General features: G+C 34.7%; 28 protein-coding genes. 19 read left to right on the top strand and 9 right to left on the bottom strand.

Features of this window, described 5'->3' with window-relative positions:
* Positions 1–69 precede the first annotated feature (69 nt).
* The 12 genes from SCA31_RS14550 to SCA31_RS14495 all read left to right on the top strand — a co-directional run bounded on the left by SCA31_RS14550 (position 70) and on the right by SCA31_RS14495 (position 8,995).
* Positions 70–483, top strand: coding sequence for an SRPBCC family protein (locus tag SCA31_RS14550; protein ID WP_410697686.1), 414 nt, complete (start codon positions 70–72; stop codon positions 481–483).
* 17 nt (positions 484–500) lie between these two features.
* Positions 501–758 carry a hypothetical protein gene (locus tag SCA31_RS14545; RefSeq protein WP_410697685.1) on the top strand — a complete coding sequence of 86 codons (258 nt, stop codon included), beginning with the start codon at positions 501–503 and terminating at the stop codon, positions 756–758.
* A gap of 276 nt (positions 759–1,034) precedes the next feature.
* Entirely contained in the window at positions 1,035–1,901 is an 867-nt protein-coding gene (locus SCA31_RS14540) for a VOC family protein (protein WP_410697684.1), read from the top strand.
* A gap of 46 nt (positions 1,902–1,947) precedes the next feature.
* The gene (locus tag SCA31_RS14535; protein WP_410697683.1) at positions 1,948–2,781 is read left to right on the top strand and encodes an SDR family oxidoreductase; all 834 of its coding nucleotides are present in this window, start codon (positions 1,948–1,950) and stop codon (positions 2,779–2,781) included.
* Positions 2,782–2,830: 49 nt separating this feature from the next.
* On the top strand, positions 2,831–3,259 hold the full coding sequence (locus SCA31_RS14530) for an SRPBCC domain-containing protein (RefSeq protein WP_410697682.1): 429 nt from the start codon (positions 2,831–2,833) through the stop codon (positions 3,257–3,259).
* Positions 3,260–3,321: 62 nt separating this feature from the next.
* On the top strand, positions 3,322–3,780 hold the full coding sequence (locus SCA31_RS14525; protein ID WP_410697681.1) for an SRPBCC family protein: 459 nt from the start codon (positions 3,322–3,324) through the stop codon (positions 3,778–3,780).
* Between the two features lie 26 nt (positions 3,781–3,806).
* Entirely contained in the window at positions 3,807–4,265 is a 459-nt protein-coding gene (locus SCA31_RS14520) for a hypothetical protein (protein ID WP_410697680.1), read from the top strand.
* A 173-nt stretch (positions 4,266–4,438) separates the two neighbouring features.
* Positions 4,439–6,448: a prolyl oligopeptidase family serine peptidase gene (locus tag SCA31_RS14515; RefSeq protein WP_410697679.1), complete on the top strand. Its 2,010-nt coding sequence runs from the start codon at positions 4,439–4,441 to the stop codon at positions 6,446–6,448.
* Between the two features lie 251 nt (positions 6,449–6,699).
* Positions 6,700–7,254, top strand: a complete 555-nt coding sequence (locus SCA31_RS14510; RefSeq protein ID WP_174567008.1) for an RNA polymerase sigma factor — start codon at positions 6,700–6,702, stop codon at positions 7,252–7,254.
* Between the two features lie 11 nt (positions 7,255–7,265).
* Positions 7,266–7,598, top strand: coding sequence for a hypothetical protein (locus SCA31_RS14505; RefSeq protein ID WP_410697678.1), 333 nt, complete (start codon positions 7,266–7,268; stop codon positions 7,596–7,598).
* 91 nt (positions 7,599–7,689) lie between these two features.
* Positions 7,690–7,947, top strand: a complete 258-nt coding sequence (locus SCA31_RS14500) for a hypothetical protein (RefSeq protein ID WP_410697677.1) — start codon at positions 7,690–7,692, stop codon at positions 7,945–7,947.
* Between the two features lie 400 nt (positions 7,948–8,347).
* A complete protein-coding gene (locus SCA31_RS14495) occupies positions 8,348–8,995 on the top strand; it encodes a J domain-containing protein (protein ID WP_410697676.1) in 648 nt (215 codons plus the stop codon).
* 1 nt (position 8,996) lies between these two features.
* On the opposite strand, the gene SCA31_RS14490 is transcribed toward SCA31_RS14495, so the two are convergent.
* Entirely contained in the window at positions 8,997–9,149 is a 153-nt protein-coding gene (locus tag SCA31_RS14490; protein WP_162926100.1) for a hypothetical protein, read from the bottom strand.
* A 476-nt stretch (positions 9,150–9,625) separates the two neighbouring features.
* On the opposite strand from SCA31_RS14490, the gene gcvP reads away from it, so the two are divergent.
* Positions 9,626–12,484 carry an aminomethyl-transferring glycine dehydrogenase gene (gcvP, locus tag SCA31_RS14485; RefSeq protein ID WP_410697675.1) on the top strand — a complete coding sequence of 953 codons (2,859 nt, stop codon included), beginning with the start codon at positions 9,626–9,628 and terminating at the stop codon, positions 12,482–12,484.
* Positions 12,485–12,604: 120 nt separating this feature from the next.
* On the opposite strand, the gene SCA31_RS14480 is transcribed toward gcvP, so the two are convergent.
* The 5 genes from SCA31_RS14480 to SCA31_RS14460 form a co-directional block, all read right to left on the bottom strand.
* A complete protein-coding gene (locus SCA31_RS14480; RefSeq protein WP_410697674.1) occupies positions 12,605–13,003 on the bottom strand; it encodes an XRE family transcriptional regulator in 399 nt (132 codons plus the stop codon).
* Between the two features lie 249 nt (positions 13,004–13,252).
* The gene (locus tag SCA31_RS14475) at positions 13,253–13,945 is read right to left on the bottom strand and encodes an aspartate/glutamate racemase family protein (protein WP_410697673.1); all 693 of its coding nucleotides are present in this window, start codon (positions 13,943–13,945) and stop codon (positions 13,253–13,255) included.
* A gap of 673 nt (positions 13,946–14,618) precedes the next feature.
* Entirely contained in the window at positions 14,619–15,059 is a 441-nt protein-coding gene (locus tag SCA31_RS14470; protein WP_410697672.1) for a hypothetical protein, read from the bottom strand.
* Between the two features lie 15 nt (positions 15,060–15,074).
* Positions 15,075–15,824 carry a YggS family pyridoxal phosphate-dependent enzyme gene (locus SCA31_RS14465; protein ID WP_410697671.1) on the bottom strand — a complete coding sequence of 250 codons (750 nt, stop codon included), beginning with the start codon at positions 15,822–15,824 and terminating at the stop codon, positions 15,075–15,077.
* Complete coding sequence (locus SCA31_RS14460) at positions 15,821–16,540, bottom strand: AAA family ATPase (protein WP_410697670.1); 720 nt, start codon at positions 16,538–16,540, stop codon at positions 15,821–15,823. Before SCA31_RS14460 ends, SCA31_RS14465 begins: the two co-directional genes overlap by 4 nt.
* Before the next feature lie 1,101 nt (positions 16,541–17,641).
* Between SCA31_RS14460 and SCA31_RS14455 the strand changes: the two genes are divergently transcribed.
* Positions 17,642–17,977, top strand: coding sequence for a DMT family transporter (locus SCA31_RS14455; RefSeq protein ID WP_410697669.1), 336 nt, complete (start codon positions 17,642–17,644; stop codon positions 17,975–17,977).
* 74 nt (positions 17,978–18,051) lie between these two features.
* Here the strand turns inward: SCA31_RS14455 and SCA31_RS14450 are convergent, their stop codons facing one another.
* Complete coding sequence (locus SCA31_RS14450; RefSeq protein WP_410697668.1) at positions 18,052–18,480, bottom strand: hypothetical protein; 429 nt, start codon at positions 18,478–18,480, stop codon at positions 18,052–18,054.
* Between the two features lie 193 nt (positions 18,481–18,673).
* On the opposite strand from SCA31_RS14450, the gene SCA31_RS14445 reads away from it, so the two are divergent.
* Together SCA31_RS14445 and SCA31_RS14440 are read left to right on the top strand one after the other, a co-directional pair.
* The gene (locus tag SCA31_RS14445; RefSeq protein WP_410697667.1) at positions 18,674–19,750 is read left to right on the top strand and encodes a sensor histidine kinase; all 1,077 of its coding nucleotides are present in this window, start codon (positions 18,674–18,676) and stop codon (positions 19,748–19,750) included.
* On the top strand, positions 19,750–20,475 hold the full coding sequence (locus tag SCA31_RS14440; RefSeq protein WP_410697666.1) for a LytR/AlgR family response regulator transcription factor: 726 nt from the start codon (positions 19,750–19,752) through the stop codon (positions 20,473–20,475). Before SCA31_RS14445 ends, SCA31_RS14440 begins: the two co-directional genes overlap by 1 nt.
* Before the next feature lie 27 nt (positions 20,476–20,502).
* On the opposite strand, the gene SCA31_RS14435 is transcribed toward SCA31_RS14440, so the two are convergent.
* Positions 20,503–21,129 carry a class I SAM-dependent methyltransferase gene (locus SCA31_RS14435; RefSeq protein ID WP_410697665.1) on the bottom strand — a complete coding sequence of 209 codons (627 nt, stop codon included), beginning with the start codon at positions 21,127–21,129 and terminating at the stop codon, positions 20,503–20,505.
* 213 nt (positions 21,130–21,342) lie between these two features.
* On the opposite strand from SCA31_RS14435, the gene SCA31_RS14430 reads away from it, so the two are divergent.
* Positions 21,343–22,698, top strand: coding sequence for a deoxyguanosinetriphosphate triphosphohydrolase (locus SCA31_RS14430; RefSeq protein WP_410697810.1), 1,356 nt, complete (start codon positions 21,343–21,345; stop codon positions 22,696–22,698).
* Between the two features lie 108 nt (positions 22,699–22,806).
* Positions 22,807–23,745 carry an SPFH domain-containing protein gene (locus SCA31_RS14425; RefSeq protein ID WP_410697664.1) on the top strand — a complete coding sequence of 313 codons (939 nt, stop codon included), beginning with the start codon at positions 22,807–22,809 and terminating at the stop codon, positions 23,743–23,745.
* Positions 23,746–23,857: 112 nt separating this feature from the next.
* Here the strand turns inward: SCA31_RS14425 and SCA31_RS14420 are convergent, their stop codons facing one another.
* Positions 23,858–24,469, bottom strand: a complete 612-nt coding sequence (locus SCA31_RS14420) for a DUF4377 domain-containing protein (RefSeq protein ID WP_410697663.1) — start codon at positions 24,467–24,469, stop codon at positions 23,858–23,860.
* Positions 24,470–24,617: 148 nt separating this feature from the next.
* Here SCA31_RS14420 and SCA31_RS14415 point away from each other — a divergent pair, with 148 nt between their 5' ends.
* Complete coding sequence (locus SCA31_RS14415; protein WP_410697662.1) at positions 24,618–26,639, top strand: DUF3857 domain-containing protein; 2,022 nt, start codon at positions 24,618–24,620, stop codon at positions 26,637–26,639.
* The last annotated feature ends 11 nt before the right edge of the window (positions 26,640–26,650 follow it).

Raw genomic sequence — 26,650 nt, 5'->3', positions numbered from 1 at the left:
TTTAACTAACCATAAAAGAGGTGCCTGTTGTGGGCAGCTCTTTTATTCCAATCACTAAAAAGTAGAACAATGGATCCAATTAAAATAGACATTACAATTTTAGCTCCTGTTGAGAAAGTATGGAATTATTTCAATGAACCTCAGCATATTACAAAATGGAACTTTGCCCATGAAACCTGGCAGTGTCCCAGTTCAGAGAATGATCTGAAAGTAGGTGGTAAATTCAAAAACAGGATGGAAGCAAAGGATAAAAGCTTCGCATTTGACTTTGAAGGAGTGTATGATGAAGTTGTTCCTCATGAGAAAATTAAGTACCATATGGAAGATGGAAGAAAAGTTGAAGTAATCTTTGATAAGATTGATGAAAATACAACAAAGGTTATTGAAATTTTCGATCCGGAAAAACAAAATTCTGTGGAAATGCAAAGAGATGGCTGGTATGCTATTCTCAATAATTTCCATAAATATGTAGAGAATCACTAAAAATATTTTGTGTAGCCATGATCAATTTAGTTATCATGTCAAAGAGTTTGAATTCCATTTATGCTATTAATTATGATCCCCAAGAGGATTTTCTTCTTGGTGTGATTGCAATCCCGGCAAGAAAAGCCTTGAAAAAAGAAAAAATAGATTCTTTGGAAAAACTGTCAGACTATTCCGAAAAGGAAATTCTGCAGCTTCATGGTTTTGGAAAAAACGCAATGATGAAATTAAAAGACCATATGAAGGAGAATCAGTTTTTTTTTAAGGAAGCATAAAAAGTAAAGTCAAATTTTTTATTGTGTCGTTGCAAATAAAGAGAGATTATTTCTTTAAGTGTAAAGACATAAGATTTCTCTTGCTTTATGTTTTCATAGAAAAGAATCAATCGTGGTAAGATGCATGGGTTTGATCTGCAACAAAATTTCTATTCTTTTATTTGTACATAGGTTTTACGGATTGCACAGATTTATAATATTACTGATTTTCTGAACTTAATAATAGACAAGACAAAATAATTAAACTATATAAAGCCAATTTTAAAATTGAAACTTATGAATAAAGATATTTTCCCATGCCTCTGGTATGACGGAGATGCCAAACAATCTGCAGAATTTTACTGCAAAGTCTTTGGAGGAGAGATTACTGCAGATACCCCGGTTGTGATGAACATTGATCTGTTCGGGCAAAGAATAATGCTTTTGAATGGAGGGCCGCAGTTTAAAAAGAATCCTTCCATTTCATTTATGGTAATCTGTGATACAGAAGATGAGGTTCAGAAATATTGGGATCAGTTATTGGATGGAGGGCTTGCCTTGATGGAACTAGGCTCTTATTCATGGAGTAAAAAATATGGATGGGTTCAGGATCAATATGGGGTGACGTGGCAATTGTTTCTGGGAGAAAAATCTGGGGGCCAAAAAATAGTTCCCACTATGATGTTTATTCATCAAAACAATGGTAAGGCCAAAGAAGCAATGGAACTTTATACCCAAACTTTCCCGAACTCAAGCATTGGAAATGTCTTAAAATATGGTGATGGAAGCGAGGGACATCCTATTCCGGAGCCTGCAGAAAATGTTCAGCATGCCAATTTTGTAATTGACAACTATACTTTATTCTGTATGGATAATTCCTATGATCATCAATTTGACTTTAATGAGGGAACCTCATTGGTGGTGATGACCGATGATCAGCAACAAACCGATCACTATTGGAATACGCTTACCGCAAATGGCGGAAGAGAAAGTATGTGTGGTTGGTTAAAAGACAAATATGGTGTAAGCTGGCAAATTGTTCCTAAAAGACTTATCCAATTAATGAACGATTCTAATCAGGAAAAAGCTTATAACGTAGTTCAGGCCATGATGAAAATGCAGAAAATAATTATTCAGGATTTAGAAGACGCATATAATTCCTAAAAAACTTCGGCTTACTGTTTGATACTATTTAGAAAAAGATTTGCATATGAAAACACAGAACAAATCAAAATCTAAATCAAAGGTCCCTAAAGACGGGCAATTTCCGGAGATAATCCGGGATGACTATCAGGGAAGCCGAAAATTACAGGGCAAAAAGGCTGTTATTTCAGGAGGAGATAGCGGAATAGGGCAGTCAGTGGCTGTTCATTTTGCAAGAGAAGGTGCAGATGTTGCCATTATTTATAAGGAAAGTGACCGTGATGCCAAGGAAACCAAAAGACTTGTTGAAAAGGAAGGACAAAAATGTCTTTTAGTGAAAGGAGATCTTACAAGGAAAGTATTTAGGAATAAATGTACAGAAAAGATCAAATCAACATGGGGGAAGCTTGATATTCTGGTCAATAACGCAGGAATTCATACCTCGAAAAACAGTCTGGAAAAAATTTCTGATGAACAGGTTCAGGATACATTTGATACCAATATCATTTCTATGATTTCGTTCACCAGAAATTTTCTTCCATTGATGGAAAGCGGAGGCCGAATCATCTGTACCACATCTGTTACAGCCTATCGCGGAAGCAATCATCTAATTGATTATGCCGCTACAAAGGGAGCTGTTTTATCTTTCATCCGATCATTGGCGGATAATCTTGCTGAAAAGAAAATTTTGGTCAACGGAATTGCTCCGGGACCTATTTGGACCCCGCTTGTAAAAGAAGCTTTTGATGATCTTTCAACATTTGGAAAAGATACTCCATTGAAGCGCGCAGGCCAGCCCTCTGAAGTAGCCCCAGCCTATGTTTTCCTTGCCTCTAAGGATGCCAGTTATATTACCGGGGAAGTTATTCATATTAATGGGGGTGACTTTGTCGGAGGTTAAGCTTCAATGAGTTATCATTTATTTTAACATTAAATTCAAATTTATATTTATGGAAATATTATCATATGAAATAGAGATCAATGCGGAACCTGAAAAAGTATGGAGTGTTCTTTGGGGAGATATTACCTACAGACAGTGGTCAACTGCTTTTGCAGAAGGCTCTTTTTATGAGGGAACTCTGGAAGAAAATAATATCATAAAGTTTTTTGATCCCAAGCATAATGGGATGTACAGTAGAATTGAAAAAATTATACCTAATGAGGAAATAAAGTTTCTACATCTGGGTGAGATTTATGATGGTATTGAGGTTCCAAAGAATTGGGGAGATGCTACAGAAACCTACTTTTTAGTAGAAAATGATAACGGAACCTTATTGAGAACAGAAATTCACTCCCCTGAGGAGTTTAAGGCGTTTTTTGAAGAAAAATTTCCCAAAGCACAAATGATTATTAAGCATCTTTCGGAAAATCAACTTTAAATCAGTTGAAAGTAAGTCAGATGGGTTGGGAAATATGGTAATTAATCACAAAATTTTAAAATATGGAAACCCTATCTTACGAAACAATAATCGATGCGCCCTTACAGAAAGTATGGGATATTCTTTGGAGCCCTGAAACATATAGTGTATGGACGCAGTATTTCGGTGCAGGATCATCTGTCATGAAGTCTGACTGGAAAGTAGACGGTAAAACGTACTTTCTAAATGACAAGGGAGATGGAATGGTCTCTACTATAGACAGTCTGGATGAACCTAACCAAATAGTTTTTAAACATCTGGGAATGATAGAAAACGGAATAGAAGATACCCAAAGCAAAGAAGTAATGGAGTGGAATGGCTGCTTTGAAAAGTATTTTCTCACCGACTATGAGGGAAAAACAAAACTTCATGCTGAGGTTCAGGTTGAAAAACAATGGCGTGACCATATGAATACAGGTTTTACAAAAGGATTGATCGTGGTAAAAAGCCTGGCAGAAGGAGTCAATCTTACTTCAGTTTAGTTTACATTCTTTGATTTTAAATACCTATGAAATTATTAGTAATCCTATTCGGTATATTTATATTGGCTTTGCTTGGAACCACGGTGTTTCAGGGAAAGCCGGATTTTTTATTCTCAGGAAACCTTGGTATGGCTGTATTTATCATATGTACAGGTTTTTCACATTTTAAGTTTCAGAAAGGGATGGCAATGATGATCCCTGATTTTATTCCAGGCAAAATGTTTTGGGTATATGTTACAGGACTTTTAGAAATTGCTGCAGGAATAGGTTTAATGATTCCATCCATTCGGGAGATGACTGCAATCTTATTGATCATTTTTTACGTATTGGTTTTTATGGCTAACATCAATTCCTCCAAAAAGGATATTAATATTTTTAAGGCTGATTATACTGGCCCGGGGATGCGGTATCTGTATGTTCAAAGGATTCCTATGCAGATCATTTTAATAGCATGGACGTGGTACTTTGGAATTTATTTACATTAGATATAAGGCAGCTTCTAAAGCTGTCTTTTTTATTTATTTGATTTTTTTTTTAGAAAATAATGCTTAAATTATGTAACGTTTTGAGGTTTAAGTTGTCTTATATATAAAAGCTTTAATTTTTTTCAATTAAAAGATTAAATGCAGCCAATAGTTTTAACTTTAAAGCATAAGTTATGAATTTAAATTCCAAAATTTTCGGTACAGCTTATATTGTACTTTCCGCTATTATGATGAATGCACAGAGTTCTACATCAAAACTTCCGGGAGATCCCACACTTCCGTCTAATAAGGCTAATCTTGAGAAACTTGTTTCTTCTGACAAAGGAAATTTTAAGTATAAAGTTGAAGATTACTTTGCGAGACCAAAAGCTTCCCAATTTAAAATATCACCAGATGGAAAATTCCTTTCCTATAAAGAAAAAGACAAAGACAGTAAAAATCATGTCTATGTTAAAGAATTAGGTACAGGAAAAATTACCAAGGCCATTGTGGAAAAAGATGATTTGATAAAAGCCTATGGCTGGTTGAATAAGAATCGTTTATTCTATACTCAGGACAAAGGAGGTAATGAAAATATACACCTTTATGCAGCTGATATTAATGGGGGTAATCTTAAGGATTTAACTCCATTTGACGGAATTACATTAGGTTCAATTATTCCTATAAAAGACACAGACTTCGTTGTAGTTACAATGAATAAGAACAATAAACAAATCTTTGAACCCTATAAAGTTAACTTCGTAACGGGAGACATAACTCAATTGTATGAAAATAAAGATGCCAATAGCCCTATTGACGACTATATTTTTGATAAAGATGGAAATTTAAGAGGGTATACTATTCTTGAAAACGGATTAACAACAAAAACCTACTATAAAGACCTCCAGACAGGAAAATTCAATCTGATTAAGTCAGCAGATTGGTCTGATACATTCAGTATAATCAGGTTTAATGATAATTCCAAGAACAAGGACGAAGCTTATGTAGTTACTAATCTTGACGGTGATAAAGCAAAAATTGTTTTATATGATCTAAAGAAAAATGCGATAATCAAAGAAGTTTACTCCAATCCGGTATATGATGTAAGCTCAATAAATGTTGCCGGTAAAAACAGAAATTATGAACTGGACTACGTTAGTTATAATGGCGTAAAAGGAGAAACTGTTCCGGTAAGTAAATTCTATAAAGAAATTGATGATAAGCTAAAATCTCAGTTTGGAGACAAAGAATTTGGTATCGTTTCTTCAGATGATAATAATGATAAACTTCTCGTAGTAGTGGGAAGCGATAAGCTATATGGAACGTACTATGAGTATGATACAAAAACCAAGCAGACAAAGCTTCTTTATAACCTGATGCCACAGTTGAAGGAAGAGGATATGGCAGAAATGAAACCAATTGAATTCAAAAGCCGAGACGGGCTAACAATTCGTGGTTATATTACCCTGCCTAAAGCAGCATTGGAAGGCAAGAAGGTTCCTTTAATTGTGAATCCACATGGTGGGCCTCAGGGAATCAGAGATGATTGGGGCTTCAATCCGGAAAGCCAGCTGTTTGCAAGCAGAGGCTATGCTACCCTTCAGGTAAACTTTAGAATTTCAGGGGGCTATGGAAAAGAATTTCAAAAAGCAGGGTATAAGCAGATTGGAAGAAAAGCAATGGATGATGTAGAAGATGGTGTGAAATATGCCATCAGCCAAGGATGGGTAGATAAAGATAAGATCGCAATCTATGGAGGCAGTCACGGAGGATATGCTACCTTAATGGGCTTAATCAAAACACCAGATTTATATGCTTGTGGAGTGGATTATGTAGGAGTTTCTAATATCTTTACATTTTTCGAATCGTTCCCGGAATACTGGAAACCTTACAAAGAAATGGTAAAACAAATCTGGTATGATTTGGATAACCCTGAAGAAGCTAAAATTGCCAAGGAAGTTTCACCTGTTTTCCAGATTGATAAGATCAAGAAACCATTGTTTGTAGTTCAGGGAGCCAATGATCCTAGAGTAAATATCAATGAATCTGATCAGATTGTAAAGGCTATGCGTGCTAAAGGATTTGAAGTACCTTACATGGTAAAATATGACGAAGGGCACGGATTTGGAAAGGAGCCGAATAGAATTGAATTTTATAAGTCGATGCTAGGATTCTTTGCTGAGAATTTCAATAAGACTAAGTAAGTTTAAAATTTTTATAATGATGGAAACGGAGGATATTGTGTCTTCCGTTTCTTTTTTTGTTATTATTGGGAAATTAGAAGTTGGAAGAAATGCAGGGGGCTAAGTATATAAATGCAAGGGAAATATTTTCTGAAATGGAAGGCCGATGGATACAAGAAAAATTGAATTCTAAGAAAAATATTATAAATTTATTAAAGTAAAACCAAGAAGACAGTCGTCATAGCAATATGGAGGTTGTCGAAAAAATAACAATGCCACAGAAAGAGAAAGAAAGCATCATCTCGCAGACCGTTTCCAACTACGGAGGAAAGCTGATGTCCTATATTCGTCCCAAAGTGAAAAACACAGAGGATGCGGAAGATATTCTGCAGGAAGTGTGGTATCAGTTCAGCAGCATTACCAATCTTTCCGAGATTGTGAATGTGGGAGGCTGGCTTTACAGGGTCACCGCGAATAAAATTACGGACCGTTATCGTAAAAAGAAAACAGAAAATCTTGAAGATTTTGTTTATGAAGATGAAGACGGAAGTTTTTCCATCAAGGATATTTTATTGATGGATGACAGCGCAGGTCCTGAAGTGAAAATGTTTCAGGATGAAATTTGGAAAAAACTGTTTGAAGCACTGGATGAACTTCCTGAGAAACAAAGGCTGGTTTACGTAGAAAATGAACTAAACGACAAAACTCTCCAGGAGATCGCTGATGAACAAGGAGAAAACATCAAAACCATCATCAGTAGAAAAAACTATGCTGTGAAGCATTTGAGAAACAGGTTGAGAAGACTATACGAAGATTTAAAAAGTTAGAAAAAGAAATTATGAATCATAAACACAAGAAAGGCTGGATTTTTTTATTCTTATGTCCACCATTAATTTTATTAGCCGTTACATGGATTGTAATGATGCTGTGGAATTGTTTACTTCCGGAAATATTAGGAGTAAAGGCCATTACATTCTGGCAGTCGATGGGAATATTGATCTTGAGTAAGATCCTTTTCGGAGGTTTTCATTTTGGTAAAGGAATGAGAGATTTCAAGGAAAGAAAAATGAGACAGAGCATGGAGGGATGGTCACCCGAAGAAAAAGAAAAATTCAAGGAAGTATGGAAAAATAAATGCTCAGGAGGATTCTTCAACAGAAACAACGAATAATTTGAAAATTTTAAAGAAGTAGTAAAGTAAAATTAAAATTCATTCGTCTATATAAAAAACAAGAAGTAGTAAAATTTAAAATTTTGAAAAAATGAAAAATTCAGCATTAAAAGGTGCTCTTGGAGCACTAGCCGTTGTGGGTGTAGCTTTAATCGCTAAAAAAGCAGTACAAAGAAAAAGATTTATCAAAGGTATTTTTGATGAATATGGAATCAAAGAAAAATCTCCTTTTGGATTAGCTGACAAGATTAGAGAAATGAATAATGAAGAGTATGAGGCATTAAAAGGAAAATTCAAAAAGGAATTCGCTTCAAAATGCTGCAGAAAAGATAATACCTGCGAGGCATAATTCGTAAAAAACTAAATTGAAATTGTTTAATTCCGGCGCGGGAAGCAGAGCTTCCCGCGCCGGAATTTTTCTATATTATAATAAGCAGAAAATTGCTGATGAAAACAAATGGTTGAAAATTTTTCTAACTCAGCTTATAATTTACTTGCATTTTGAAATCGGAACTATCTGTGAGATTCTGTAAATTCAATGGAACGTTACGGATGTTATCTGAAGGTTTTTATTGCAAATGAAATCCACATATCTTACTTACCCAATTACTTTAAATACTTTGCGCTCGTACGCTTTCAAACAATTGACTGATTAGATTATAAAGTTGATATTGATAGGTTAAAACAGATCTTATTTTTTCAGTAAACACAAAGTAAAAAAAAATAAATCCTTATTTTTGTAGTGCTCAATGAAAGATTACTACTATTTTCTCGGTATATCCCAAGATGCTTCAGAAGAAGACATCAAAAAAGCATATCGAAAGCTGTCTTTAAAATACCATCCCGACAAGAATGAGAATGATGATTTCTTTGCAGACCGTTTTCGCGAAATTCAGGAGGCTTATGAAACGTTGAGTGATCAAAGCAGAAGGTATTCCTATGACCAAAACTTAGAAAGCCATCAGAGAAGTTTCAGATATAACATTCCGCCCGTAATAAAGACTTTTACAGCCAGTAAAATTCATGCGAAAAAAGGAGAGGAGATTATTATCAACTGGCAAACCAGTAATGCTGATGTAGTAAAGGTATTGCCTTTCGGATTGGAAAAACCGTATGGTGAAAGGATCTTTAAGGTCACGGAATTTAAGGATGGAAAATTCCAACTTTTACTTCATGCAACGAATTCACTTCTGCATAAAACCGTAGTTCAGGGAATTACCATTACAGAGGTTTTTGAAAATGATACTGAGAAATTCAAAAACACGGTAGAGGATATGTTTAAATCTCAGCCGAGAACAGCTGTGAACAGGAGCGGACAACCTAAAATTATAATGTTGTTCTGGGGAATTGTAATTTTAGCAATTGCTTTATACGTCCTAATAAAAGAGCTTATATAGCTTAGGCCATTTTCTTTCTTCCCGGGCACTTCTTACATCTTTTCCCTTTCTTGAATTTTTTACAGCAAGATTTCTTTTCACAGAACATTTCTTCATTATTGAATGCATATGCAGGAGCCAAAGGCTGAACTTTAAACGGGACAATCATATTCATGTTGCAAATATATTAATTTAGAATAAATATAATTAATAAAATTTCATAAAAATCTTAAAACCTGATCAATAGCAGTGTGGATGGCTTTTTAGACCTTTAAAAAACTTTGAAAAATTAACATAATTCGAACTTAAATTCTCCATATTTAATCATTTCAAGATATTATTTACTGTAAAATGATGAAATTAATATATTTCCCGATTCATTTAAAATCAGTGAAAATTATTTAAATTTTTTTAATGAATATTTCACTATTTTATTGACAACAAATAGGGAGTATTATTAAGTATTATTTATATAATCTATATAATTGCTGTTTAAAATAAACAAAACCCTATCTGATGGCTGTTAAAAACAAATTGATCTAAAATAACTGAACGATAGGGTGAATTATCTAGGGTTTTATGATGTTGTACAATCGTGTAAAAAATTGTAATTTTACGCATCTTTTTACAAACAAAATCTAATAAATAAAAATGAATACAGAACAGTTTGTGAGCCGTCACATTTCTCTTAATGAAGCCGATAAACTGGCGATGTTAGAAAAACTTGGCGTTTCTAGTATTGAAGAGTTAATTTCTCAGACCATCCCTTCTTCTATCCGTTTAGAAAAAGATCTTGAGATCTCAGAACCGCTTTCGGAATACGAAATGCTAAACCATTCTAAGGACTTGGCATCAAAAAACACTGATTATACAAGTTATATCGGTTTCGGATACCACAACACGCTTTTACCATCAGCTATTCAGAGAAATATCTTTGAAAACCCTAGTTGGTATACTGCATATACTCCTTATCAGGCAGAAATTGCACAAGGAAGACTGGAGGCGCTTCTTAATTTCCAAACTGTAGTATGTGATCTTACAGGTTTCGGATTGGCAAATGCCTCTCTATTGGATGAGTCAACTGCAGCTGCTGAAGCCATGCATATGTTCTTCAACAACAGAACTAAAGATCAGAAAAAAGCGGAAGCTAATAAATTCTTTATCTCGGACCTTGTATTGCCTCAAACAATCTCTGTTTTGAATACTAAGGCTGAAGGACTTGGAATTGAAGTTGTAGTAGGAGACCATAAGACTCATGCATTTGATGCTTCTTACTATGGAGTGCTGTTACAATATCCAGGGAAAAACGGTATTGTTCTTGACTATACTGAAAACATTGTAGAATATAAGAAACTTGATCTTCAGGTAGCTGTTGCTTGTGATCCAATGGCTTTGGTAAAATTAAAGTCACCGGCTGAAATGGGTGCTGACTGTGCGGTGGGAACTTCACAGAGATTTGGTATTCCATTAGGTTACGGAGGTCCTCACGCAGCATTCTTTGCTTGTAGAGAAGATTATAAAAGAGATATTCCTGGAAGAATTATTGGAGTTTCTCAGGATATGTACGGAAAACGTGCATTAAGAATGGCTCTACAGACAAGAGAGCAGCACATTAAGAGAGAGAGAGCAACATCTAACATTTGTACCGCTCAGGTTCTATTGGCTGTAATGGCTGGTATGTATGCTGTGTACCATGGTCCAAAAGGATTAAACTATATTGCTGATCAGATTCACTTTAAAGCTAATGCATTAAAGAATGGTCTTAATGCATTAGGATATCAGACTGTAGAAGAGCCTATCTTCGATACAGTGAAAATTGTAATGGCTGAGGATGAAAAAGCAAGATTGGTAAGGTTGATGCTTGATCACAGACTTAACCTTAACTATTTTACAGAAGGAGTTGTAAGTATTGCAATCAATGAAAGTACAACATTGGAGAAATTAAACTATCTAATGGCTTCTTTCGCTCAGTTTAAAGACAAGCAGACTTTCAAATTAGAAATAAAAGAAGGATACAGTATTCCGGAAGAAAACCTTAGAAAGGATGAGATTCTTACAGAAGAAGTATTCAACAAATACCATACAGAGACAGAATTGATGCGTTACATCAAGCGTCTTGAGAGAAAAGACTTGTCATTGACTCACTCAATGATTTCTTTAGGATCTTGTACAATGAAGCTTAATGCTGCTACTCAAATGTTGCCGCTTTCATGGGCAGATTGGGGAAGTGTACACCCATTTGTGCCAGTAGATCAGGCAGGTGGTTATCAGCAGATGATTGCAGAACTTGAAAAAGATCTTGCTGAAATTACTGGTTTTGCAGGAACATCTTTACAGCCAAATTCAGGAGCTCAGGGAGAATATGCAGGACTAATGGTAATCAGAGAATATCATATCTCAAGAGGAGACCACAACAGAAATGTAGTATTGATTCCTCAGTCTGCACACGGAACCAATCCGGCTTCTGCTGCAATGGCAGGGATGAAGATCGTTGTTGTTAAAAACCTTGAAAATGGGGAAATCGACTTCGAAGATCTTAAGGCTAAAACAGAACAGCATTCAGCTAATTTATCAGCTGTAATGATTACCTATCCGTCTACTTATGGATTCTTTGATGCTAACATCAAGGAAATTACCAACCTAATCCATGAACACGGTGGACAGGTATACATGGATGGTGCAAATATGAACGCTCAGGTAGGATTTACAAGTCCTGGAAACATTGGTGCAGACGTTTGTCACCTTAACCTTCACAAGACTTTTGCAATTCCTCACGGAGGTGGAGGTCCTGGAGTAGGTCCAATCTGTGTTGCTAAGCACTTGGTACCATTCTTACCATCTAATGCAAATATCAGAATAGGAACTAAAGAAGCTATCGATGGTATTTCTGCAGCTCCTTACGGTTCTGGTCTAATCCTTAACATTTCTTATGCTTACATTAAGATGTTAGGTACTGACGGCCTGAAAAAAGCGACAGGACATGCTATCATGAATGCAAACTACCTAAAAGAAATTTTAGCTGAGCATTTCCCAATCTTATATTCAAACGAGAATGGAAGAGTAGCTCACGAATGTATTGTAGATTTCCGTCAATTCAAGTCTTTAGGAATTGAAGTGGCTGATGTAGCGAAGAGATTGATGGATTATGGTTTCCATGCTCCTACCGTTTCTTTCCCGGTAGCTGGTACATTAATGATTGAGCCAACAGAATCTGAAAGCAAATCTGAAATCGACCGTTTTGCAGAAGCTTTAATTGCGATCAAACATGAAATTGATGAGATTGCCAATGGACAGGCTGATGTAGCAAATAACGTATTGAAAAATGCTCCTCACACAGAACAATTGGTGATTTCTGATTCTTGGGATAAACCCTACAGCAGAGAAAAGGCAGCTTATCCGCTGGAGTGGGTAAGAGACCACAAATTCTTCGCTTCTGTATCAAGAGTAGATGAAGCTTACGGAGACAGAAACTTAGTATGTACTTGTGAGCCTATTGAAGCTTATATGTAATCTGAGTTTTTTTAGATATAACAAATCCCTTTCAGCAATGAAAGGGATTTTTGATTTTATTCTGTTGAGAAAATATCATTGCTGACAAAGCGTAAGAATTTCAAAGCTCAAAACGATCTTTTACTTCCTTTTAATAAGTTCTTCAAGTCTGGACATCATATCATCCTTTTCTTTTAGCATTCTTTCGTAAAGAGCAATTTTCTCCTCGTGAAGCTGGATGATTTTATCAATAGGATTATAATTATTGACAATTACACCTGTTGCGTTATCATGAAAATTACTTGCGATAATATTTATAGCTTCTTCTTCGTCAAAATTCTGGAACGCTTCCACAGGAATTTTTAATACTTCAGATATCCTTTTAAGCAAAGGATCTTCGATAGTTTCTTTCTGTTCCAATAATGAGACTTTCTTTTGATTCCATTCATCACCCAAGTCCAAAGCTAAAGCTTCCTGCTTGATTCCTAACATTTCTCTGAATCTCTTTAGATTTCTTCCCTGATGTATTTTTCGTTCCATTTGTCGTTTTCTTGAAAGCTTTAATTGTAAATATAGAATAGTAAAGATAGAAAATTATGGTGAAAGAGGGAATTTTTCTTCCAAGCTTAATCTAAATTTTCACTAATTTAATTCGTTAGATCGTGTAATAGCTGTGCAAAGTCTTCCGACTTTGGCAGCTATTTTTATCATCATTATTGTACTTCGGAAATTGAGAACTTTTATTTCAGCAACTTAGAAACTTATACTAGTGAAAGAATTCAAATTACATCAAGCCAAAGCCAGTTCAACTGCTTTTTCAGCGTGCAGTTTTGCGGTGGGAAACATATCTACCGATAAATCCTCCGGTTTAATCAATAATTCAATTTCTGTGCAGCCCAAAATAATAGCCTCTGCACCGTTATTGACTAAATCATTGATAGTTTTCAAATAGTATTGTCTGGAACTTTCTTTAATAATTCCTTGTACGAGTTCTTCGTATATGATACGATGTACTTCATTTCTCTGTTCCGCTTCGGGAACAATAGTTTCAATACCATATTTTGTTTGATATCGGTTTTTCAGAAAATCCTCTTCCATTGAAAATTTGGTAGCCAGCATTCCCAATTTTGTATATGATTTCTTTTGAATTGCTTCCGCAGTACTGTCAACAATATGCAGTAAAGGAATGTTTGTATTGTGCTCAATAGCTTCTGCCATTTTATGCATGGTATTGGTACAGATCAGGATCATATCAGCACCGCCCCGCTCCAATCTTTGGGCAGCCGCGATCATTTTTTTTTCAAGAGCTTCCCAGTTACCTTTATGCTGTAACATCGCAATTTCACCAAAATCTACCGAATACATCAAACAGTCGGAAGAATGACTTCCTCCTAAAATTTCCTGTGTTTTTCTATTCAGAATCTGATAATACAAAACTGAACTTTCCCACGACATTCCTCCGATTAAGCCAATTGTTTTCATACTTTCTTTTTTATGTTTTCTAAAAAAGGAAGATAGCAAATAATCCGTTTACTATTAGTGAAAAACATATGATTTCAATAGAAACAGTAAGATAAAGAACAGTATAAAGATCTCACGCAGTTCGTTAGAATATTTTTCATGTCTGTAAGAAAATAACAGAAATTATAGACTTGATACACAGGTGATTTTACTATATAAAAACCTGTTTATATGTGAATTTTAAGCAAGATCTCATGAAAAAAAATGTGTTTATCTTTCAGTATCAGTTTTGGTACTTTATGGAGTTATAATAAAGCTTTTGGTTTTCATGTGAAATTAATTTTATATCAAGAGCCAAATATAAACAAAGACCCTTGTGTATAACAACGAAAATCACCTCCCAAAAAATGAAAGGTGATTCTTTTGTTTGTTATATTTATTTTGCTATCTCCTCTTATAGCTGTAGGCAACCAGGATTGCTACCCCCATAATGAGTACTGTTATCATTGAAATCGTTTCAATTGAAATTCCACTTTTCATCTGTGTGTTTTCTTTTTCACATGAAAAAAAGAATAATACCGTCATCAATAGACAGCCCGAGAGTAATTTTTTAATCATAAAATGCATTTATTTGGTTCTTAAAGTTTTATGATCAAAAAGTATACCGAATTTGTAGACTAAATTTTAAGCTATTTTAAAGCTTTTCATTTAGGTTTCTGGATATTTTATCAATGACAGCCTGATATTCAAAGTAGTTGAAAATTGTGATCAGAATAAAAAATAAGGTAGGGATTACAGTCTCTATGATCAAATGGCCGACTAGGAAATGTAAAATTAAGAAAAGAATAACAGTGTATATCAAATTAAACAGGATAGGATAAAAGGACTCTATCTTGTAGGTTAAAATATTTGTATCCTCATTATAGATGAAATATTCCTTACCCGGAGATAGGACAAGTGGGGATCTGTTTGAAAAGTCCAGTTTCACGAGACTGTCTTTTCCTGTTATGATGTTGCCGTCAATGTTTATATGATCTACCTCTCTTTCCATAAAAGAATTCTGTACAGCATCAGTAACATCTTTTAATGTTTTTCTTACCTTTATTTCTCCTTCAAATGTATAGTAGAATGGCATCGTGATTTTTTACTATTAAATTCCTTTATTTTCAATTTTTCCCTCGTCCCAGTAATAACTGTCCGGATAGATTCTTGCTCCAAAAACAGCGGTTCCTACACGTACAATTGTTGCTCCCTCTTCAATGGCTGTTTCCAGGTCTCCGCTCATTCCCATAGAAAGGTCATTCATTTCAACATTAGGAATATTTTCTTGGAGGATTTTCAGCTGTAGGTTTTTTAGGATCTTAAAACATAATCTTACCTTTTCTGTTTCTGCACTGAAAAGCCCGATGGTCATTAATCCTTTTATTTTTAATGTAGAGAATTCGGAGACCTTTTTAGTCAATTCAATAGCTTTATCAGCATCTACTCCAAACTTGCTTTCCTCGTTGGAGGTATTGACTTGAATAAGAACTTCTATGGTCTTGTTTTCAGTCAGAAGCTTTTGATGAAGTTTTTCTGCCAATTCCAGACGGTCAAGAGACTGGATGCACGAGACATCATACTTTAGAATATCCTTAATTTTATTGGTCTGAAGATGGCCAATAAAATGGTTCTCATGCGGAATACTCTTTAGATCTTCATACTTCTCCTTCAGTTCCTGTACTTTATTTTCAGCAATTAAGGTTTGTCCACTTTCCAGGGCAATTTTGATACGTTCTGCGGAAACGGTTTTGGTGGCTAGTAATAATTTAACCTCATGAGGGTTTCTTCCTGCTTTTTCACACGCCTTTTTTATCCGGATATTAATGATTTCGAGATTATGGAGAATGTCTTCTTTCATGACTTAATGGTTTCTTTGGCCTCCAGCTTTTTTATTAAGGCTGCTTTTACCGATGTTAGTGCATGATCCTTAGCCTCTGCAAAAGAAATTGAGTATTTTCTTTCAATAGTCCTCATATCTTCAGGAAACTGGGTAAGCAGTTTATCATAGAATGTATCCAAAAAGTCATTGGATGGCATTTCATAATTGATCTTGAGCTGAAAACGTCTCAATAAAGCTGTATCAATGATCTCAGGGTGATTGGTAGCGCAGAGAAGAAGAGCGTCCTCGGGATAATAATCGATAAGCTGGATTAAAGTGTTCACAAGCCTTCTCATTTCTCCTACGTCCTTGTCGTCACTGCCTCTAGCTTTCCCAATCTGGTCCAGTTCATCCAGAAAAAGAACAGATCTTTCTCTTGAAGCCTTATCAAATATCATCTTAATATTCTGGGAGGTTTCGCCAATACGGGATGAAACAATATTGCTTAAATTTAAAATGATGATATTTTTCCCCAGAGCATTGGCAATAGCCTTTGCGGTCATTGTTTTTCCGCATCCTGAACTTCCTTGAAGCAAGATCTTGTTATTCACCGGAAGGCCGTATTCCTGAAGCTCCTTGCTGTAAGTATTTTCCTTAATAAGTTGTACAAGATGATCCCTGTTGCTTTTATCGAGAAATACTTCATTAAGGGTTACCTGTTCCTTGTCTTGAATAATGAGGTTGTAAAGATTCATGATGACGATTAAATAATTCTTGGATGAACAAAGATAAAGCTTTATTAAATGTGATTGAAAATCCTGATTGATAATAAATACATAGGCCAGCGGATAGAGAAAGTATTAATGCTCGTATGGTACATGTAAACAAAAAGAAAAGCCAAACAGATGTCTGGCTTTTCTCATTTGGATATTAAAATTTGTTATGAAACTAAGATCTTTTTGTTATGTTTTTGGGCCCTTTTACCCTAGTGGTAAAAGAGCGATCTGATTTCTCAGAGTAAAAACATAAAACAATATAATTAGTATAGTTTTGCTATAGGCTTTTTGTTTTAATGATTAGTTTCTTTCTCTTCTTACTGTCATGAAATATGATGAGAATACTACTAAACATGTTGCGATACCGATATAAGTTACCATTTTGTATTATTTTTAATTATTTGACTTTATTTTATCAATCTTTCAATTGCAATATTACAGCTTTCAAATCACGTGCCAAAGTAAAATACTATGATGTATGTCAGTGTGTTATAGGTATTTTAATTAATTTTATGTTGGTTTTTTGTTTACAATGTGTTAATGTATTATTATGAATTTATTAATATATTTATTGTTATGCCTTGAAAAAAATATAAAAATGTTAACGGTTTGCAGACTTCTATATTAGACTTGATAAAACAAATAATAAATAATGCGGTGCATAATATCGATGTAAAATGATTTAATGGATTGTAAAATTTTAGCGAGAAACAGATTTCTGTGTTAACAAAATTTATTTTACCGGTGGTTTTTTGTGGTGATCTTTTTGGCAGTTGTCAGGTTTCATAATCTGTCATGACATAAGTATTGGTGCCAAAACCTGAAAGAAAGCTGCTGGTCTCTATGGCGTTAATTTAGAGATATTTGTAAAAGGTAAAATATAAATGCTAATCCTTTTTGAGGTTAAAATATTTATTAACAGGTTGTTATGTGGTTTTTGAAGAAAGTGTAGACTCATCAATAAAACCTTGTGTAGATTGGAAATGTAAAAAGGTCGTTTAACTTTTCATAGATTCTTTATTGATGATAAGGAGAAAAACGCAATAGGTTTTATTACTTTTGTATAAAAGAGTACATCGTATGGGACGCAGTTATATTTTTCTTGCCTTGGCTATTATATTTGAAATTATCGCCACTACTTTTCTGAAAAAGTCAGAAGAATTTTCTAAACTGTGGCCATCTGTTGTTACCGTAATAGGATATGCCTGTGCTTTTTATTGTTTGAGCTTAACGCTTCGCCAGATTCCTGTAGGGATTACCTATGCTATTTGGTCAGGAGTAGGAATTGTATTTATAACAATGATAGGAATTATAGCATTCAAGCAGGTTCCGGATTTACCAGCCATTATTGGGATAGCGCTTATCATTATTGGGGTAGTGGTTATTAATGTATTTTCAAAAATGGGAACACATTAATTCATTAATGAACTTATAATCTATTAAGGTTAGTATATCGTAACCGTCAGCAGTTCAGGGTTGCTACCTGTCATTTATTTCAACCTCTTTATTATAGATTGGAAAAAATTAAATGAAAAAATCCTATCATAGAAAATATCCAGACTGTTTTCAATAATAGCATCAGTATAGCTTGCCATATTGGAAGCAGACGTTTCCTCTACAAAAACAAACCAGATTTCAGAGAGCTCATGTCTTCTTCTGAATTCTTCTGAAGCATTGCTGTCCGGAACGGGAGAGTGGTTTAGGTCACAAAACAGAATTCCTTTTTTCTCCCCGTTTTGTTCTATAATATTAATAGAATGGTGAATGTAGTTCAGAATTTTTATCTTCGGATCAAAACACTCTACAAAGTGGTGCAAATCGATAAGCTGTATTACTTTTTCTTCCTTTTGAGATTCTGTCATAAAAAAACATTCCAATGATATTTCCTTTGTTAGTTCGTGAAAAGTCGTTAATTCCATGCGCATTTTTTAAGCAGTACAAAGAAATAGAGAAAATCCAACTGAGAATTTGTTTTTATACAAAATGGCTGGTATTTTATACAAAATCCAGGATGTTCATAATTAGTATAATAAAACCGGGCTTTTGTATAATAAAATAGTTGTAATTTACGTTAATGACTATTTTTGTTAATGATAAAGCTAGCCTCATACTATGAAATACAGCCCGTGGAAATTTAAAGAAACATTTGTAATGGACTTTCTGGTGGAAAGAAAATATAGATTTCGAAGACATCTGTTATTCCTTATCTTCTTTTTCCTTTTGCTGTATAGCTCCAGATTTTGGCATCCTTATTCAGAAACCGTTCAGTTTTATGTACTATTCTTTGTCTATATGGCATTGATTGTCATGGTTTACATTAATACCTATATACTGGTTCCTCGATTTTTCTTTAAAACACGATACCTCAGTTATCTGGTATTACTCGTTGTATTAGGAGTGGTGGGGCTTAATATTATAGGATATGGCTTAAGAACTCTTTTTGCTGATTTCAGGATTGATCATATTCATCGGGAAAATGAAAAAGGGGGAATCTATGAGGGAGTGTTGATGTGTATTCCTATTATTCTGACAACCACTACGATCAAGCTTTTACAAAAGTGGATCAATGATAACAAAAGAATCAATGAACTGAGCAATCTTACTTTGAATATGGAGCTGAATGAGCTGAGAAACCAAATCAATCCTCACTTCCTGTTCAATATGTTGAATAATGTAAAGGCTTTAATAAGAACAGATCCTGCAAAAGCATCTGTGGTTATTGTAAAACTTTCAGAGTTTCTCAGATATCAGTTGTATGAAAACAGCGAAGAAAAAACCTTGTTGACTTCGGAAATTGATTTTCTATCCAATTTTTTGAACCTTGAAAAAATTAGGCGTGAACATTTTTCATTTGATATTCATACAGCAACTGATAAAAGAATAATCAATACGACTTTTATACCTCCAAACCTATTTACCACCTTTGTGGAAAACGCGGTAAAACATAGCGTTGATATCAGTGGAAAAGAATCCTATGTGAAAATAGAGATCAGTATTGAAGATAAATTCCTTCACTTTATATGTGTAAATTCCAGAAACCCAGATTATGTTGTCTCAGATAAGAAAAACAGCGGACTTGGACTTGCCAATATTACCAGAAGACTGGAATTGCTGTATAATGATACCTTTGAACTGAATATCAACTCAGAAGATAAAGAATATACCGTTAATTTAAAAATCCCTGTATAATGAACTGTATTATAGTAGATGATGAGCCTTTAGCAAGATCAGAAATGCGATCGCTGATTGAAGAAGCCTCAAAGATTGATATCCTCGGTGAATTTTCTAATGCACCATCAGCATTAGAATATCTTAAAGACAATGATGTAGACCTTATTTTTCTGGATATTGAAATGCCGATGGTAACAGGGCTGGAGTTTGCTGAAATGCTTCCCAAGAGATCTTTGATTATCTTTACTACAGCTTATTCCCAATATGCATTAAAGAGTTATGAACTTGAAGCGGTAGACTATCTATTGAAGCCCATTGATCCCCAAAGATTAGAAAAGGCGATAGATAAAGCAATCTTATATACAGAGCTTTTATCTAAGGATACGATAAAAAACACAGTAGAATCCAATACCGCAGATTTTTTATTCATCAAGGCAGACCGACGTTTTTACAAGATCAGTTTTTCGGATATCAAGTTTATCGAAGGCCTGAAAGATTATGTTGTAATGCATACGAAGCAGCAGAAACTCATCACCGCAATGAATCTGAAAACAATCCATCAGAAAATGTCCGGAGAAAACTTTATTCGGGTGAGTAAATCATATGTTGTGAATACAGAATATATTGATTCATTTGATAATCATAATATATATATTGAAGAAGCTGAGATTCCAATTGGTGAAGTATATAGGGCTGAGTTTTTTGCTAAATATGCCGGCGGATTTCTCAATTCTGACTTATAAAATCATCAATAAAGACTTTAATTAACTCTACATTTTCTGGCCCACAAAACGAATAACAGAGCCTGTTCCGTTATGAAATAAGCCTTCATTAAGATCGATTTCTGTTTCTGAAAGTTCCACAATATTATAATCTGGAAAATCAGCTTTAATTTCATCTATAGAAAATAGGGATTCAATATCTTTTGGGCCTCCTACTTTTTCATCTTTGGCAATGTATTCAAGATGATTTTTACTGAAAGCTTCAAAAATAATAAAACCGCCTTTGCGCAGATACTGATTCAGCATTTGATGTATCGAAGATTTAACGGATGCCGGAAAATGGGCATAAATAAGAGCGATAACATCAAACTGTTCCTGCTGATAATTTAAAGTAGATAATTCTCCCACCTGATAATCAATATTCACATGATTGTGCTCAGCAAGCTGAAAAGCTTTCTTCTGGCCATTGGCACTGATGTCAAAAGCAGAAACATTCCATCCTTTTGTAGCTGCAAAAACAGCATTTCGTCCTTCACCCTCTGCTGGGAAAAGGATATTGCCGGGGATTAATTTGTTCAGTTGTTCTTTTAGATAATGATTAGGATCTGTTCCGTACGCAAACTGTTCGCTGTCGTATCTCTCATCCCATCTGTCGAGCCATGTATTGTCTGTCATTTACAAAAGAATTTTAATGATGTATTTAAATTATTTTCAGGAATGAAAGAATATTTCTCATTCTGCTGTATCACATCAAATGTAGACTATTTTCTTGGGGTTTCTGGCCATGAAAAATATTTACTGCAATAGATTTTTTGAATGAAAGATCTCTTTAATAAAAATCTAAATACTATTCCATAAAATCAAAATTTGGAGTAATTTTGAAAAATGATGAATTTAAACCAGATTTTCACCAATCAACGTACAGGAAACAATCCACAAACTAAGGTTTCAAGAACTGATTTTCAAAGAGATTTCGATAGAATAATCTTCTCTTCAGCTTTCAGAAGACTGCAAAATAAAACCCAGGTGTTTCCTCTTCCCGGAAGTGTTTTTGTACACAACAGGCTTACGCACTCTCTGGAAGTATCCTCTGTAGGAAGAAGTTTAGGAAGTATTATTGGTGAATTTATTGTTGAGGATTATAAAAATGACCTTACCGAGGATTCAAAGAATTTTTATCTATATAATTTAGGAAATGTAATTGCCGCAGCATGTCTTTGCCATGATGTGGGAAATCCTGCTTTCGGACATTCTGGTGAAGATGCCATTGCAAGCTATTTTGAAAGAAATGAAAAGGATCTGAAATCAAAATTCAATGAAAAGGAATGGGCAGATTTGGTCAATTTTGAGGGAAATGCAAATGCTATCCGAGTATTGGCCCAGCAGCAGCAGGGAAAAGATGCGGGAGGTATCCAGCTTACCTTTTCTACATTGGCAAGTATTGCAAAATACCCATGTGAAGCCGTAGCCAAACAAAAAGGAATCATTCATCGTAAAAAATTTGGGTTCTTCCAGAATGAGAAAGATATCTTCCTAGAGATAGCAAAAGGAACCCAGCTTATTTCTGAAAGCGAAGAACCTCATATCTTTAAAAGACACCCGTTTGTATGGCTGGTAGAGGCTGCCGATGATATCTGCTATAATATTATTGATATGGAGGATGCTCACAGATTAGGAATTGTATCCACTTCAGACTGTGAAAACCTTTTCTTTGAACTGGTAAAATCTGAAAGTAATGATATCAATAAGGTTAAAAATAAACTGGCTTCGATTTCCAATGAAAATGAGAAGATCTCTTATTTAAGAGCCAAAGCAATCAATGCGCTAATCAATAAATCCCTTGAGATCTATAAGCAAAACTTTGAAACAATTTTGGAAGGTAATCTGGATAAAGGGCTTCTGGATATCTATAAATCTGAAAACAATGCGTTGCAAGATATAGAGTCGTTCTCCATTGAAAAAATTTACAATCATAAGGCCGTTGTGGAAATTGAGAATGCAGGGTACAATGTAATGTACGAATTACTGGATCACTTTATTCCATCCATTCTGAAGCCTGAAGATGAAAGAAAATCCTACGATAAAAAAGCATTGAAGCTTCTTCCAAGACAGTTTGTATATGATCATGGTACAGACTATCAGAAAGTTCTAGGAATTATCGATTTCGTTTCAGGAATGACGGATAACTATGCGACAGATTTATATCGAAAAATTAAAGGAATAGACATCGGAATGACGGTTTAGTTTGAAAATAAGTAGTATATTTATGAAAAACTGTTTCAACTTACTAAAATGAGCTTGAATAGTTTAACAAAGCATATATTATTACTACTTATTATAAAAACTTAAACTATGGGTATTTTTCTAGCGCCCGTTATCTTATTCGGGCTAATCATTTTATTTGCATCGTTCTTTGTAGTGAAGCAGGAAACTGCTGTTATTATTGAACGTTTTGGGAAATTTCAGGGAGTAAAGCACTCCGGATTGCATCTTAAGCTTCCTATCATCGATCAGATTGCTAAAAGACTGAATCTTAGAATTCAGCAATTGGATGTGATGATTGATACCAAGACATTGGATAATGTATTCATTAAAATGAAAATTTCTGTTCAGTATCAGGTAATCAGAAATCAGGTGGGAGATGCGTTTTATCGCTTGGAAAATCCTGAAAACCAAATTACATCCTTTGTATTTGATGTAGTACGTGCAGAAGTTCCTAAAATGAAATTGGATGATGTTTTCGTAAGAAAAGATGATATTGCAGTAGCTGTAAAAGGCGAACTTCAGGAAGCAATGAATAGCTATGGATATGATATTATCAAGGCACTGGTAACAGATATTGATCCGGATGAACAGGTAAAACATGCCATGAACAGAATCAATGCTGCCGAAAGAGAAAAGACAGCTGCAGAATATGAATCTGAAGCGCAGAGAATAAGAATTGTTGCTGTAGCAAAGGCAGAAGCAGAATCTAAAAAGCTACAAGGGCAGGGGATTGCAGATCAAAGAAGAGAAATTGCAAAAGGTCTTGAAGAATCCGTAAGAATGCTGAATAATGTGGATATCAATTCCCATGAGGCATCTGCACTTATTGTTGTAACGCAGCATTATGATACCTTACATTCTGTAGGGGCAAGTACCCGAAGTAATTTGGTGCTTCTTCCCAATTCGCCTACTGCAGCAAGTAATATGCTGAATGATCTTGTAGTGGCTATGACTACAGCCAATACGGTAGGAGAAGTAAGTAAAGGAAAATATCCTGAACCCCCTCAAAAAGAACAGGGATATTAATAAAGAAACAGAAAGACTGAATAAAAGGAACATAATTATTATTTGATAAAAGCTTTTTTTCAGATTTACAGATAAAAAAACTCCGAAGAAATTTCTTCGGAGTTTTTTATTATTATTTCTTGGTTTTGGAAACCTGTTCGATTAATGTGTATTTGATAGAAGAACCATCAGCCGGTGGATTGGCAATTTTTTCTGTTTTTACCTTCAAAACGTATTCATAACCTGGCTCATAAGTAAATCCTTCAATATTGCTGTAGAAGCTGCTCCAGTTTTCAGAAGCATTCTCTTTTACCTGCATACATTTCATACGTCCTGCTCCTGCAGAACAATCTACCGTTTGTGATCCTATGATAAATGTTTTTTCATTGGCTGCCGTTTCTTTTTTAGTTTTGGAAACCTGCTTTACCAAAGTGTATTTGATGGAAGAACCATCAGCGGGTGGATTGGCAATTTTTTCTGTTTTTACCTTTAAAACATATTCATATCCGGGTTCATAGGTAAATCCATCGATGTTTGTGTAGAAATTAGTCCAGTTTTCTGATGCTTTTTCCTTTACTTGCAGACATTTCATAGGAGCTACTCCTGTACAATCTGCGGTTTGTGGTCCTACGATGAATGTTTTTTCATCTGCTGAGGATGCTCCTGCGGTAGTTGTACATTGTGTCATTGCGAATAATGCTAATGCAGGTGCTGCCCCTTTTAGAATTGTTGCTATACTTTTCATAAACTTGATTTTAAACCATACTTGGCAATTACCATGCCGAACTTTTTCGGGAATTGTCGCAGTTCTTCTATTGTTTTTTAGTTTTTTAATCATTTAATTTGAGGTTCTTAATAATCATAATCAAAGAACATAATACGTAAATATAAATATGGATAATCAAATTCAAGTTGAAAACTACAGGATTCAGAAGCCTGAAATGTGGGCGGGGAATATTGGGGACCAGGAGATTATAGATCGCATCAAAGATTCCGAATTTGCCAGAAAACAAACGGATGAAAGGAGGGATTACTGCTACTTTTTAGATAAAAAATATTATACAAGCAACAAGGAAAATAGTGAGTATGCCTGCATGGCTTATACTTTAAATGAACCGGGAAATTTAGAAAGAGCTTCTGTTTCTGATGTTATTGTAGAAGAAAATGAGATATATCAGATTCACAGGATTAGTGTTTTGAGAGATGGGGTCTTAATAGATAAGATTCCGGATACGAAGATTAAGGTGTTTGACAGCGAAAATCAAAGTAGTGGAGGAGTTCTGAGTAGTAATAAAAAAATTAATATTACCATTAAAGACCTTAGACTGTATGATGTCTTGGTACTGGAGGATTCAAGAATTAAGGCTTTTACAGATCGTGATTTTCTGAGAAAGGAATTTTCAAAATACGTTTGGGTAAGTCCGGATAATTACTGGGCGTATGGTAGTTTTAAGTTTACATTTATTAATGAGCGTGAACAGACCATTGCCTATAAAAAAACATTTTTCAGAGATGAACAGGGAAATGTGCTGGAACCGGAAATTAATCACTTAAAGAAAGGTGAGCGCTTCGTTATTGAAGAGCAGAATTATATCAACCCCGTAGATGCCGGCCGTGAAATTTTTCCTTATATAGACTTTGCCACAGACAGCAACTGGAAAGATCTTTCCAATTATATTGTTCCTTTTTATGAAGAAATTTTCAATAAGTCTTCCCTAAAGGATTTTGCTCCCAATGTAGTGGAAAAACTGGATGCCATTCATGATCAGGATGAAAAACTTCGGTTTGCTATAGAATATGTTCAGAACCATATCTACTATATATTTAATGCAGATGAAATGAATGGGCATAAGCCGCAAGAGCCTGCAATAACCTATGAAAACAAGCAGGGAGACTGCAAGGCAAAATCTGTTTTATTAAAGGTAATCCTTGATTATATCGGAGTGGATGCCTCTGTTGTACTGGTGAATTTCAACACAGATTATTATATTAAATATTATCTGCCTTCATTGCTGAACTTCAATCATGTGGTGGTAAAGGTAAACTACAAAGGTGAGGAATACTTTATTGATGCTACCATTAGAGATGAGTTCGGATTGATTGAAAACAGGGGCTTTATCTATTTTATGCATTATCTTGAAGTGAAAAGAGATCAGGAACTTCAGATGAGAAAACCATTTAAGTTTCCCTATTTCTGTCTTAATGAAAAAATAGATTTCAATGTACAAGGGGTAACAGGAAAATTGAACCTGGAAACTACTTATAAGGGGAATCGTGCCAACGCGATGAGAAGGTATTTTAAAACTACTAATAAAAGAGAAATCATAGACAGTTGGAACAATTTCCTTTTTTATGGTCTTAATTATTCTAATGACAGAAACGGGACTGATGTAAGAAACATATTTAAGGATGCAGTAATAGACGTGGTAAGTGATGATAAAAAATTAAATGAAATAAAGATTCAATACTCGGCTACTGTTGATAATCCTTACTATACGGATCCACAAAATAATCGTTTCCTGATGTACTTTGACAGAAATGTAGTGAAAGCCAGTGCAAGAGATTTTATGCATAAAGATTTACCATTCTGGCATAATTTCGACAGAGAGAAGTATGAAATTAATCTGTATACTGATCAGAAGATTGATACTGAAGAAAAATATACAGTTCAGGAAAGTACCATTAATAATCCTTATTTTGAGTATAAAAGCCGTAAGAAAGTAACTAAAAATGGAGCAACGGTGAATATTGAATGCAATCCATTGGTCAATATTGAAATTCCACAAAGCGAATTTGAGAAGTTCAGAAATGACCACCATACGGTAGCTGACAGTAATTTCGGGTTGGGCGTTGACATTATAGAACCTGGATTGATGAACAGGCTTAAGTTTAGTTTTAAAAAGAGATTTAAATAAAACATTAATTT

The sequence above is a fragment of the Chryseobacterium sp. SIMBA_028 genome, assembly GCF_046535285.1.
Classification (GTDB): Bacteria; Bacteroidota; Bacteroidia; order Flavobacteriales; family Weeksellaceae; genus Chryseobacterium.
This window is presented reverse-complemented; position numbering and strand designations above follow the sequence as displayed.